General features: G+C 38.4%; 10 protein-coding genes. 7 read left to right on the forward strand and 3 right to left on the reverse strand.

Going from position 1 to position 12,519, the window contains the following annotated elements:
* The first annotated feature begins 321 nt into the window (after positions 1 to 321).
* Together PN450_RS18890 and PN450_RS18895 are read left to right on the forward strand one after the other, a co-directional pair.
* Entirely contained in the window at positions 322 to 2,409 is a 2,088-nt protein-coding gene (locus PN450_RS18890) for an S-layer homology domain-containing protein (protein ID WP_148765951.1), read from the forward strand.
* A 95-nt stretch (positions 2,410 to 2,504) separates the two neighbouring features.
* The gene (locus tag PN450_RS18895; protein ID WP_246862999.1) at positions 2,505 to 3,218 is read left to right on the forward strand and encodes a hypothetical protein; all 714 of its coding nucleotides are present in this window, start codon (positions 2,505 to 2,507) and stop codon (positions 3,216 to 3,218) included.
* Positions 3,219 to 3,341: 123 nt separating this feature from the next.
* Here the strand turns inward: PN450_RS18895 and PN450_RS18900 are convergent, their stop codons facing one another.
* The gene (locus tag PN450_RS18900; RefSeq protein WP_271837200.1) at positions 3,342 to 4,919 is read right to left on the reverse strand and encodes a DUF1565 domain-containing protein; all 1,578 of its coding nucleotides are present in this window, start codon (positions 4,917 to 4,919) and stop codon (positions 3,342 to 3,344) included.
* A 238-nt stretch (positions 4,920 to 5,157) separates the two neighbouring features.
* On the opposite strand from PN450_RS18900, the gene PN450_RS18905 reads away from it, so the two are divergent.
* Both PN450_RS18905 and PN450_RS18910 read left to right on the forward strand, forming a co-directional pair.
* On the forward strand, positions 5,158 to 6,195 hold the full coding sequence (locus PN450_RS18905; RefSeq protein ID WP_148765948.1) for a thiamine phosphate synthase: 1,038 nt from the start codon (positions 5,158 to 5,160) through the stop codon (positions 6,193 to 6,195).
* 97 nt (positions 6,196 to 6,292) lie between these two features.
* Positions 6,293 to 7,075 carry a DUF4058 family protein gene (locus tag PN450_RS18910; protein WP_271837201.1) on the forward strand — a complete coding sequence of 261 codons (783 nt, stop codon included), beginning with the start codon at positions 6,293 to 6,295 and terminating at the stop codon, positions 7,073 to 7,075.
* A gap of 256 nt (positions 7,076 to 7,331) precedes the next feature.
* Here PN450_RS18910 and PN450_RS18915 read toward each other — a convergent pair whose 3' ends face one another.
* Entirely contained in the window at positions 7,332 to 7,466 is a 135-nt protein-coding gene (locus PN450_RS18915; RefSeq protein ID WP_256370324.1) for a hypothetical protein, read from the reverse strand.
* Positions 7,467 to 7,843: 377 nt separating this feature from the next.
* On the opposite strand from PN450_RS18915, the gene PN450_RS18920 reads away from it, so the two are divergent.
* From PN450_RS18920 to thiS, 3 genes are all read left to right on the forward strand, one after another.
* A complete protein-coding gene (locus PN450_RS18920) occupies positions 7,844 to 10,801 on the forward strand; it encodes an NACHT domain-containing protein (RefSeq protein WP_271837202.1) in 2,958 nt (985 codons plus the stop codon).
* Positions 10,746 to 11,240 (forward strand): NACHT C-terminal alpha/beta 1 domain-containing protein, encoded by a 495-nt coding sequence (locus PN450_RS18925; RefSeq protein ID WP_271837203.1) that lies wholly within the window; start codon positions 10,746 to 10,748, stop codon positions 11,238 to 11,240. The genes PN450_RS18920 and PN450_RS18925 overlap by 56 nt, the downstream gene beginning before the upstream one ends.
* Positions 11,241 to 11,446: 206 nt before the next feature.
* Positions 11,447 to 11,659 (forward strand): sulfur carrier protein ThiS, encoded by a 213-nt coding sequence (thiS, locus tag PN450_RS18930; RefSeq protein WP_168636610.1) that lies wholly within the window; start codon positions 11,447 to 11,449, stop codon positions 11,657 to 11,659.
* Positions 11,660 to 11,717: 58 nt separating this feature from the next.
* Here thiS and PN450_RS18935 read toward each other — a convergent pair whose 3' ends face one another.
* On the reverse strand, positions 11,718 to 12,464 hold the full coding sequence (locus tag PN450_RS18935; RefSeq protein ID WP_271837204.1) for a creatininase family protein: 747 nt from the start codon (positions 12,462 to 12,464) through the stop codon (positions 11,718 to 11,720).
* Between the last annotated feature and the right edge of the window lie 55 nt (positions 12,465 to 12,519).

Here is a 12,519-nt window from a genome sequence, read left to right on the forward strand (position 1 = left end):
CCCCTGGTAGGGGAGAGGTTTGGAGAGGGGTCTGTTTACACATGAAAAACTTTTAAAACATCCTCTAAATACGCAATTTAACCTAAAGTTATCCTGGTATTAACTTAATCTTTATTGATGGAAGATGTCGTAATTTGTGGTTTATTGTTTGGTCAGGTTCATATAGTGGTGGAGACAGGTAATTTCTTTAGAGTGGCAAACACCTCAAGCTGTGATACTTTTGTGTGAATTTTTATTTATTACCGACTTGAAATATTGAGTGTGTCAAAAGTATGGTTAATTATGGATGTCACCATTAAAACCTTATTCGTTTAACAATCAATGGTTAATTCTAGTCTTGTTGCCACACTCTATGTTAATCCTGCTACAGGAAATGATGCTAATACGGGTTCTCGTCCTAGTCCCCTAAAAAGTATTACCCGCGCCCTGAAACAGGCAAAAGCATCAACAATTATTCAGTTAGCTAGTGGAACTTATAGCACAGCCAATGGTGAGGTATTTCCCTTGACCATTCCACCGGGAGTGTTGGTAGTAGGAAATGAGGCAAATAAAGGCCAGGAAATGATCATTTCTGGCAGTGGTGAATATCAAAGTCCTAGTTTCGGGGTACAGAATATCACTTTTCTTTTACTAAGTGATGCGAGTCTTTTAGGTGTGACGGTGATTAATCCTGCCGCAAAAGGTACTGGCGTGTGGATTGAATCATCAATACCTACCGTGGCCAACAGTACATTTAAGAACTGCACCAGAGAAGGAATTTTCATAACTGGGAATGCGAAACCAGGGATTGTAGATAATTTGTTTATTAACAATAAAGTGTGTGGATTAGTCATAGCTAAGAACAGCAAAGGGGAAGTGCTGCGGAATGTATTTGAAAATAATGCTTTGGGCATAGCCATTAGTGATTTTGCCGCGCCTTTAGTAGCAAATAATCAACTTTCTGCCAATGGCACAGCGATCGCCCTTTCCCGTGATGCTAAACCAGTATTACGGCGGAATCTCATCACTAGTAACACCCAAGGTGGTCTTTTAATCGTCGGTAATGCCGTTCCCGACTTAGGCAGTCCCCAAGACCCAGCAGACAACATTTTTCGAGAACAGGGTAAATTTGATTTACAAAATGTTACAGATCAAAAAATTATCTCCGTTGGTAATCAATTAAGTCTTCCCCAGGTGATTGGGGCGATAGATTTCATCGCTGCTACCGCTGACACCCCCAGTCAAATCGGAGTCAGCAGTAGATTTGCTGATTTAGAAGGACATTGGGCGGCAGCCTTCGTGGAAGCCCTAGTCAGTAAAGATATTATTAGTGGTTTTCCTGATGGCACTTTTCAACCAGCCACACCCATTACCCGCGCTCAATATGCAGCTTTGATGACGAAGACATTTCAACTACCGGAAAGTAATCAACTAGATAAATTCAAAGATGTCAAATCAGACTTTTGGGCGGCTAAAGCCATAGCCAGTGCTGCGGATAGAGGCTTTTTAAAAGGCTTTCCCGATGGCACATTTCGACCAGAAAATAACTTAACCAAAATTCAAGCCCTAGTCTCCATTGTCAACGGTTTAAACTTGAGTGGTGGTAATCCTAACGTCTTGATGGTATACAGCGATCGCGCTCAAATTCCCAGTTACGCTACCAATGCCACTACCGTAGCTACGCAAAAACTATTAGTTGTCAATTATCCTCAACCAGATCAATTAGAACCATTGCGGGAAATTACTCGCGCTGAAGTCGCAGTCCTAATTTATCAGGCATTAGTCGCCACAGGACAAGAAAATCCCCTTCCCTCCGCCTATATTGTCAAACCAGAGACAGAGATTCCCTCTTTTTCCGATATTGTTGGCCATTGGGCCGAACCATTTATTCGGGCATTAGTTAGTATGAACTTAACCCAGGGTTTTGCTGATGGCACATACCAACCAGATCAAGCCATGAGCCGCGCTCAATATACAGCTTTAATTGCTGCGGCTTTTAATCCCCCAGCCAAACGTCCGTCCCCAGAATTTACAGACATAGCCAAGGATTTTTGGGCAGCTAACGCCATTGAAATTGCAGCCAGAGGCGGTTTTGTGGGCGGATTTAGCGATCGCACCTTCCGTCCTACCCAAAACGTCCAACGGCTACAAGTCATAGTCTCCTTGGTCAACGGACTGGGACTTTTGGCAACTGCTCAAAAAACCTTAACCTACATTGACCAAGATAAAATTCCCGAATATGCCCGCACAGCCGTTACCATCGCTACCCAGCAAAAAATTATTGTTAATTATCCAGATCCCAATTTACTAGCACCCACGAGGGAAGCCACCCGTGCCGAAGTTGCAGCCATGGTGTATCAGGCATTAGTCACCAGTCAACGCACAAAAGTTATTAATTCACCTTATGTTGTTTTGCATATCAGCAATTGACAAGTAGAATGGAAAACACTGCCTATCACTTTTGCTGCTGGTGAAAAAACTACTCATGTAGCTAAAAGTACGTTAGGCTAGATGCGATGGGTGAAATGTTTATACCTATTGCCTATAACTCACAGCCCATGTTAACAACAGCCCCGGTCACTCAAACTTTCGCACCTCCTGCCGAACTAGCAGCTAAGTTATTAACTCACTACAGCTTTGATCTCAACGGACACAATGCTAGTGAGCTAGTTAACCAATGGCAATCTGAATATCCCCTGCATTGGTTACATTTAGCAGTTATTGAAGCTTTGTATCAAGGTCGTTATAAAGCCGTATCTGTACAGCAAATCTTGAACTTTTGGCGACGAAAGGGTGAGACAACCTACCATTTCAATATGGAATTTGAGCGCATGATTTGTAGCAAATTCCCTGAACGTCTCACTTCTGGGTCTCTACAAGTTTTACCACCCACTAAACAGGAAATCAGGATGGAAGAATATAAAAATCTTCGTCTATTACCTGCTCCAGTGAGTTATACGTATCAAATAAATAATAATTTACAGCCAACAGCAGAGAAACGGGACTTTGAGCCGGAAAATCCAGTCCCAGCATTTCCTTCTGATCAATTAACAGCAAATATCAGACAACAGCAAATTATTGAAGAAATTTCCCCCCCACCTGCCCAACAGTTAATGCTCACAGCAACAGCCAATCATCCTCCTATTGGTCAGTTTATGCCCCAAAAGAGCGATCGCACCGAATCCTTCACCTCCAAACTCAAAGCCCTCACCAGTGAAAGATTGGAGTTGGCATTTTAGTCAGTTGTCAGTAGGGGCGAAGCATTGGGAAGATAAATTATCGGTCATTGCCAAAAATAGTGCTCCAAATGCTTCGCCCGTACAGTTGTCGGTTGTTACCAATGACAAATGACCAATGACCAATTATTTCACAGCCTGAACAACTGATTTGAAACCTTTGCTATTGAAGAGGTTAACCATTTCCGAGGCACTTTCTTGACTATTGAAAACTCCCACCTGCATCACCCTGCGGCCTTGCCAAACCTTGGGAAAAGCACCAGTAACCAGAGAACTGACTAAATTCTGTTGCTGCTGATTTGCAACCAACACTAGCACCCGGTAACTGACATTTTGCCCAGTAGCTGTATAAATTTGAGGGTCTGATATTGGGGCTGAATTTTGCATATTTTCCCCTGTGGCTGCTTGAGGAGCTACAAATTCAATAGCACCAGAATCAAGTTGAGTATAATTAAATTGGGATGGATTAGATAGATTATTTGGTACTCGTGGCAATTGATTGGGATTAGAAACGGGTTTAATTTTTAAAGGTGTTACCGTTCTTTGATTAGGAGCATTGGGAACTGTGGGGGCAGAAAATGTGATTGGCCTGCGGGCTGAAGTTTCTGTTGATAAAGAATTAGCACCAGGATTTCTGGCTGTAGATGCGGTTGTACCTTGAAGATCCACTTTACCGCTGATCCGACTACTAACCAAATTATTTCCCGCCGCAGAAATCACCAACTTCGCAGTTTGGGCGTTGATATCATGACGACCATTATTCCGAAAGATATTCTTTCCTGGGTCATAACTACTACCTAAATCTGGTCTAGCTTGGGCAATTACTACCAGACCATCTTCTCTGTTACCTTGAATCAGATTATTCCTTAACATTGGTGTAGCATTTGCTTGGACAATAATCCCCGATCTATTATTCTGAATTTGGTTAGCTACCACCACCGGAGACGCATTTTGGGCAATATTAATCCCAAAACCAGTTTCTTGAAAGATATTTTCCCTGATTTCGGGGCGAGCATTCCCAGAAATAGTTATGCCATTAGCACCATTACGAACAAAAACATTTTTACTAATACTGGGTGTCCCATCACTAGCGACAGCAATTCCATCTTGGGTATTATTAGTAAAGGTATTTTCCCGAACTATAATATTACTGGATTCAATCCATAATCCATAACCACGAGGATTGGTATTAGTGACGGTGACACCACTTAAACTAGCTTGGTTAGCACCAACAATAGCCACATTTTGACCACCAAACCGGCGACTGAGAAATTCACCACCACCAGTAATTGTCACAGTTTGGCCTTTATTGTTAATATTGCCTTGAATGGCTATACCGGGTTTCAACATTAAAGGAAATACTTCTCCACTTTGGACGCTATATGTACCGGGAGAGAGGATAATTACACTATTAGAAGGTGATGCTTCTAGGGCTTGGCTAATTGTCCGCCAGGGTGCGCTGATACTACCATTACCTGTTTTGTCATTTCCTGTACTGGGGTTGACAAATGATTGGTTAATCTGAGAGATTGTTTTTTCACCTTGAAGTATTTGTTCGCCGACCGTCGGAACTTGAGCAAATACACTACTTGCACTTGTTATGAAGAGTATTGTACTCGTCACTCCTAAACCAACTGTTAAACTCAAAATTGAGCAACTCAGGGAGTTTTGTCGGGTGTTCACAGATTTTTGGGGGACTATCATTTTTTATAAAACTCCTCTAAAATTTATAGCAACAACATTGAAAGTCTATTTGGATCTGAGACTGGATATCAACTGTTATACAATTAATTTTTATACTATTTCATGATAGTATGTTTACGATGTTACTTGTATCTTGACAAATTGACCACGATTAGTTAGCAAGTATTTAATAATTAAAATATTAAAATATGAATCAGGCTGGCTATTACTATAAAAGCATTAAAAATGAGGTTTTGTAATGGTTTCAGCCCATAGTCACACACAACAAACTGTTTATCGTATTTTAGATGCTAATTTAGATCGCGCTCGTGAAGGGTTGCGAATTATTGAAGAATGGTGTCGGTTTGGTTTAAATAATGCCCAGTTTTCAGGTATATGTAAACACTTGCGTCAGGAGTTGGGTACTTGGCATACGGCAGAAATTCGCGCAGCACGAGATACACAGGGTGATCCAGGAACAGATTTGAGTCATCCCCAAGAGGAACAACGGGCTGATATTACATCGCTATTACAGGCTAATTTTTGCCGGGTTCAGGAAGCGTTGCGCGTATTAGAAGAATATGGCAAGCTTTATCATGGGAATATGGGAGCAGCTTGTAAACAAATGCGTTATCAGGTTTATACCCTAGAAAGTAATTTGATGGGTTATCAGCGTCATCAGTTATTATGGCGATCGCATTTATATCTGGTAACATCTCCCGCAGATAATTTATTCGCAATTGCCGAAGCGGCTCTTCAAGGTGGATTAACTCTGTTACAGTATCGGGAAAAGACCGCTGATGATTTAGTCCGCTTAGAACGGGCGACAAGACTGCGTGAATTATGTCACCATTATGGGGCTTTATTCATTATTAATGATCGGGTAGATTTAGCTTTGGCTGTAGATGCTGATGGTGTCCATTTGGGACAACAGGATATACCCATTGCTGTAGCGCGTCAATTACTGGGACATCAGCGCATTATCGGACGCTCTACCACAAATCCCCAAGAAATGCAAGGGGCAATTGCCGAAGGTGCGGATTATATTGGTGTGGGGCCTGTGTATGAAACACCGACTAAAGTAGGTAAAGCCGCAGCGGGTTTAGAGTATGTGAAATATGTTTCCCAAAATTGTCAGATTCCCTGGTTTGCAATTGGGGGAATAGATATGAGTAATCTCAATGATGTGACAAAGGCAGGGGCGCAACGGGTAGCTGTAGTGCGATCGCTCATCGAATCAGATCAACCTACCCTAGCAACTCAGTATTTTCTTTCGCAACTGCACAGAATTAAATAGAAAAGAAGAAAAATCGGATTAAACTATGAAATCAATTTCAGGAAAAAATTTTGCTATGCTGTAGGTTAAAAGATATTTAACCGATAATTTATTTATTATGCCTTCACCATTTCCAGGAATGAACCCCTACTTAGAAAATCCTGAACTCTGGCCAGAAGTACATCATTGGATTCTGACATTACTAGCTGAGTCATTGATACCACAGTTGCGACCAAAATACAGAGTAGCAGTAGAAAAAAGAGTTTATCATGATACTGATCGCAACTCTGTTTTAATTGGTATTCCTGATGTGACTATCGCCCGTTCTTTAAAACCTACAACTCAGAAATCATCTAACATTGCTGTAGTTTCTCCACCTGTTAAACCCGTAACAGTAAATATCCCCATACCAGAAGAAATTAGAGAAACTTATTTAGAAGTGAGAGAAGTTGCTACAGGTGAAGTGATCACAGTAATTGAATTACTCTCACCTAAAAATAAACGTCAAGGAGAAGGAAGAAAAGCATATCAAACTAAACGCTTGCAAATATTAGGAAGTTCTACACATTTAGTCGAAATAGATTTATTACGTGCTGGTGAATCTATGCCCATATTAGATAATAATATTAAATCAGATTATCAAATTTTAGTTAGTCGTAGTCAATTACGACCTAGAGCAGAATTATATCCTTTTAATTTATCAGAAGCAATTCCTGCTTTTTTCTTACCTCTACAAAAAGAAGATATAGAACCCTTAGTAGATTTACAAAATGTGATTCAAGATTTATTTGATCGTGCAGGTTTAGATTTAGCAATAGATTATAATTCCGAACCAGTTCCCCCAATTCAAGAAACTGATTTGATTTGGGTAAATAAGTTATTAAAAGAGCAAGATTTATAGTCTAAATTCATACCAACTCTGGTGACTAGAAATCGCAGCTACATAAACAAAATCCACACTTTAAGAAGGGATTGGGTAGCTGTAGTGCGATCGCTCATCGAATCAGATCAACCTACCCTAGCAACTCAGTATTTTCTTTCGCAACTGCACAGAATTAAATAAATCAGGAATGTTGACAGTAATGATGGTGGGTTAGTGTACCCACCCTGCTGTGTTTGTCAATATTGTGATTTAGTCAATGGCTTTTATTCCCTTGTTATTCCTGGTTATTCTGGTTGTTATCGGCGGATTTTTCTTTGATCTTTTTCTTCACCCAAAATAGAATCGCATCAGAAGATTTTTCAATTGCCCAAGTGATTAAAGCTGTTAAAAGAAGAGTAGAGATATCCATTAGAACTTCCCGCTATTGTTTTTTTGCTTGACTATTTATATAAAATCAAATAAAAAATAGAGAAAAAAGATCCAGCAAATAGAATTTACTAGAATTTAATAGAAATCTTGATTATCATGTTTGATGATGTTATTTTGGAAATATCATAAGACCTACTCAAAAAACTCTCAAACTTTTATTCCTCTGCGGTTAGAAACCGCCTCAGAATAAATTCTGAGTCTAATAACAAAAGTCGTCTAAAGACGACTAAATAAAAATTTATAGTCCGTTTTAACGGACTTGGGCTATTAGACTGGGAATTAATTCCCAGGCGGGTTATGAGGCTAATTGAGAATATTGAAATTGCCTATATATAACTAATCAGCAAGGTACAATTTATGACATACTCAGAAGAAACAACATTACAACAAAAATTTCTGCAAGATAAATCCAGAGAATTTCAATTTACTGGAGATACACATCAAATATTTATAGTTAGGTTTGATCCGAATAACTCTGCTATTGATGATGATGAGCAACTTGCTAATAAAATTACTTTTAAAAATCAAATTGATGTTCCAGATCAAAAGATTAAAGATGAACTAAAAAATAATGTTTACCCTATTCTTAAAGAAAACGGATGCGTTATAGAATCAAAACCAGGTAGACCAAAAAAAGGAAACGAACCTTGGAAACAGGCTTATAAATGGCTTTGGGAAGAGAAATATCCTGAATGGCTTGCACAACAACAACCCCAAAATAATCAACCTGAACCTCAACCCGAAACACTACAAATCAACTGGCGCGAAGTATGCCAGAAAATGTTACAAAAACAGCAAGAAAAACAACAACAATTCAGACGACCAATCACCGAATCAAAACACGAAATAGAAATCTTTGTCCAATTAGGCTTAATTCAACCCAAACCCGCACGAGGTAAAGAAGAAATACCCTTTCCCGATGCGGATGAGGGAATGCGGCAATATGAATTAAAATCAGAAGAAATTACCAAACAATACGAATATGAGGAATTTATTAAGGAAGTCATAGGCCAGCAAACCAAAAATTTAGCCATTATTGGAGAACCAGGGGCAGGAAAAACCACTTGGTTAAGCAAAATTGCCGAATATTTAGCTGATAATTCTGATCATCCTAGCCCTATTTGTATTAGTCTCAGTCGGTTAAACAATAGAAGCCTAAAAGACTATTTAGTGAATATTTGGCTAGAAGAGGCTTTCCCAAAAAAATGTACATCGGCTTTAGTGGCAGATTTCCAGCAACAGTTTAAGGATGAGCGAGTTTGGTTGCTGTTGGATGGGGTGGATGAGATGAAAACCACCGAAAAATCACCTTTATTCCAACTCAATAACGAATTAGAAGCATGGTTAACTCGGACTAGGGTAATTCTCACCTGTCGTCTCAATGTTTGGCAACCTAACCTCATAGCTAATTTTGAATACTATCGCACTCTGGCTTTTAATGATGACCAGGTGAAAGAGTTTATTCAGAAGTGGTATGAAAAGGAGAAAAAACCGGAGTTAGGGGAACAGTTACAGCAAAAGTTAACCGCACCCCAACACAGCCGCATTTTTGATTTAGTCAAAAACCCTTTGCGGTTGGCAATGTTGTGTCAGATTTGGTGTTTTTTGCCAGGGGAATTACCGGAAACCAAAGCGAATTTATATCAGCGTTTTGTGGATGCAACTTATGAATGGAAAAAAGGGGAATTTGTCACCACAGCAGCGCAAAGACAACAGTTAAATCAGGCTTTGGGAAATTTGGCGTTGAGGATGATTGATAAACAAATCAGTCTCAAGGAGTCTGTGATTAAAGATGTCATGAGTTTAGAGGAGTTTGAGTTAGCAGAAAAGTTAGGTTGGTTAAATTGGGTTTATCGTGAGCAAAAAACTGATGAAAGGGTTTATGCTTTCTTTCACCTGTCTTTTGCAGAATATTTTGCAGCTTGTATGATAGATGATTGGGATTATTTTTTACCTAAAAATCATGTTGATAAACCTGTTGAGGGTAAGAAATATCGCATTTTTGAGAATGAATGGAATGAGATATTTTTAGTGTGGTTTGGGCTAGTAAAAGACAAAGTATCACCTGATTTGAAAGAAGAGTTAATGAAAAAATTGGTGAATTTTCAGGATGGTTGTAAAGATTTTTATATGTATCAATCCTATTTTTTAGCAGTTGCTGGTACTAGCGAATTTAGTCATAGTAATTTTACAGATGAAATTATAGAACAGGTTATGCAATGGACATTTATTAATGTTAACAATCAAAAAAATAACCATAGAAGAAGTGCTTTTATTGAGAAGGAATTTAAAAGCTCACTTATACAGGCAAATTCTAATAGACTAATTCACTGTTTAACTAAGCAGCTATTATCTAATCAAGTTCCGGTTAACCGTTTGGAAGTTGCATTAATGTTACTTGAAAAATCACATAACAATGAAGTTGCTGTTGAAATTATAGTTGATTATCTAGATAAATGTCAGGAAGCATACAACCGAACTAAACAGATTAATTTGCAAAGCATAATAATCAAACGTAAATTAGAAAAATTAGCTCCTAGTAATCCACTTGCTATATCTACTTTGGCTAGGCTTTCGTCAAATCAGAAACAACATGATCAAAATTCTCAAATTGCCTCAAAACTAGATTTTAATAGTTTATTTCAACTGCCTACTGGAAATCGAAATGATATTGAGAATTTTATAACTTTATTAGCAGAGATGGACATAGATAGTATCAAACAATCTATTTTAAAAATAAATGACATTGATACTCTGATTGGACTAATAGGTAAAAAACTTATTTTGAAACCGAGTATTCATAAATTAGGACATCTCAATGATATAGTGGATGTCTTAGATAGGTTAAATATCAATTATGATGACATAGCTTATGGATTTATTAAAGATATTAATTCCGTGTCCATAGATAGGTTAGCAGAAATTGCTTCTAGCGACTCTACTGTTATTCCTAAACTATTTGAAATGCTTCATCGTAGTAAGGATATCAAAATTAAAAATAAATTTCTCACGATTTTAGGAATAGCAGCATCTAAAAACATTGATGCTACTGTAGCTTTGGTGAAAATTTTGCAAACTACAGAAGATTATGTTCTTGGACTGAATGCTATCTATTTTATTAAGAAAATATTTAAAAAAGATTTACTTAAAGTGGTAGTACAAGGTTTAAAAATCTACATGGAAGATATAGAAGTATATGAAATTCTCTGGCATTGCGCCCAAAATATGACCTATCCTGAATTTTACCGCGCTTGGCACGGTGAACTATCCCCAATTCTACCAAGCATGGCACGCCACCGACACCACCACCCTTAACCAACTCGAACAACAATACACCGATATTTATACCCAATTAAAGCAACTGCAACCCACCTCCACCACCTATCCCATCCCTCTCAACGCCGCCAACCTGGAAGGGCAAACCGCAGAAAAAGCCATAGCCAAAGGTATATTAATCAAAATTTATGGCGAAATCTTTCCCAAACAAAAAGCCGAAAACATAGAATATATATTCGACTTAGAAAACGAACTCCAACCCCTGAGAGAACATCTAAAAACAGATAAAATCGCCCTCATTTTCTGTGACATTAATCCACACCCAGAATTAATTAATTTCTGTCAGCAATTACAGAAAGACTGGTTAAAAATCGCCTTGATTACCGATACACCAATAGCATCTCCCTTGAGTGGTTTTCCGCCTCAACAGGATAATTTATTAGGAGTGGTTCAAACTTGGTTAGAGGAATTGGGGTAATAGTAAAACAGGACAAATATTAATTAATTAATTTCTGTCATAGAAATAGATTTCAACAATGTATAATTGATAATTGGTGATAAAATCCCTATTTCATCCTGTTAATCCTTTAATCCTGTACTTCGACTTCGCTCAGTAACCAGACATCCTGATTCTGACTACATTATTATTTTCCTAAGTCCTAAATTCAAAATTTTTCCCGCTTTATGTCTAATCAAATTCATCTCCAAGTCAATGGAGAAACTCGCAATTGTGTATCCCCAACTGCTTTACCCGAATTACTCCAACAGTTGGGTTTTAATCTGCGCTTAATCGCAGTAGAATATAACGGTGAAATCTTACATCGTCAATTTTGGACTGAAACTCAAATCAAAAATGGCGATCGCTTAGAAGTAGTCACTATAGTTGGTGGTGGATAACATAAGAATCTAATAGCTCTACTCTCCGTTTCTGCATCTGGAGCGTGAGAAAAAACCTCTATTCCTCCTTCATAAACTCCAAATACCCCTTACTTAATTCCTCTACAGACAAATCATAAAACTGCTTACCATGTTCTGGCGTTGCTAAATCTGGATTTGAACCCATACAGCCATCTGGATAACGTAACCGAAAATCAACGGAGCTATAAATTTTATGTCCACTAGCAACTTCTGAATCAAGATATGCTTTTTTAATTGCGTCTGGATAAACGTATTGGGTAACAGCTACTTCGCTAGGGGTAGCATGAGAACCTTCTTGATTACCATATAATTCTTTGGCAAGTTTGTACACAGAACCACCCATAAACCAATTAGCAACTTGACATTGCACCTTTGCGGAATTGGGAATTTGCAAATCTTCTAAATGAGCGTAAGTTTCGGAAAAAGCAGCTTTGAGAGTCGCAATATTTCCTCCATGTCCATTAATAAAATAGAACTTGGTAAAACCAGCTTTTACTAAACAAGTTAAATAATCTTTAACTACTAAAATTAAAGTGCTAGGACGCAAACTAATTGTTCCGGGAAAAGCAGTATGATGTAATGCCATACCCACATTAATAGTTGGTGCTACCATTGCTTGAGTTGCTTCCCCGACACCTTTTGATATAGATTCTGCACAAATTGCATCAGTCCCAATTAATCCCGTCGGTCCATGTTGTTCCGTTGAACCAATGGGTAAAATAATTCCTTGAGATTGTTGCAGATAAGTTTCAACTTCCGGCCAAGTGCTTAAATGTAAGAGCATTGTTTTTTAGGAGTCAGGAGTCAGGAGTCAGGAGTCAGGAGTCAGGAGTCAAGAG

The organism is Dolichospermum lemmermannii CS-548 (assembly GCF_028330815.1).
Lineage (GTDB): Bacteria > Cyanobacteriota > Cyanobacteriia > Cyanobacteriales > Nostocaceae > Dolichospermum > Dolichospermum lemmermannii.

Bases quoted from the DNA above. Each gene is read 5' to 3' on its own strand.
- PN450_RS18890 (WP_148765951.1), top strand. From the start codon at position 322: ATGGTTAATTCTAGTCTTGTTGCCACACTCTATGTTAATCCTGCTACA.
- PN450_RS18895 (WP_246862999.1), top strand. From the start codon at position 2,505: ATGTTTATACCTATTGCCTATAACTCACAGCCCATGTTAACAACAGCC.
- PN450_RS18900 (WP_271837200.1), bottom strand. From the start codon at position 4,919: ATGATAGTCCCCCAAAAATCTGTGAACACCCGACAAAACTCCCTGAGT.
- PN450_RS18905 (WP_148765948.1), top strand. From the start codon at position 5,158: ATGGTTTCAGCCCATAGTCACACACAACAAACTGTTTATCGTATTTTA.
- PN450_RS18910 (WP_271837201.1), top strand. From the start codon at position 6,293: ATGCCTTCACCATTTCCAGGAATGAACCCCTACTTAGAAAATCCTGAA.
- PN450_RS18915 (WP_256370324.1), bottom strand. From the start codon at position 7,466: ATGGATATCTCTACTCTTCTTTTAACAGCTTTAATCACTTGGGCAATT.
- PN450_RS18920 (WP_271837202.1), top strand. From the start codon at position 7,844: ATGACATACTCAGAAGAAACAACATTACAACAAAAATTTCTGCAAGAT.
- thiS (WP_168636610.1), top strand. From the start codon at position 11,447: ATGTCTAATCAAATTCATCTCCAAGTCAATGGAGAAACTCGCAATTGT.
- PN450_RS18935 (WP_271837204.1), bottom strand. From the start codon at position 12,464: ATGCTCTTACATTTAAGCACTTGGCCGGAAGTTGAAACTTATCTGCAA.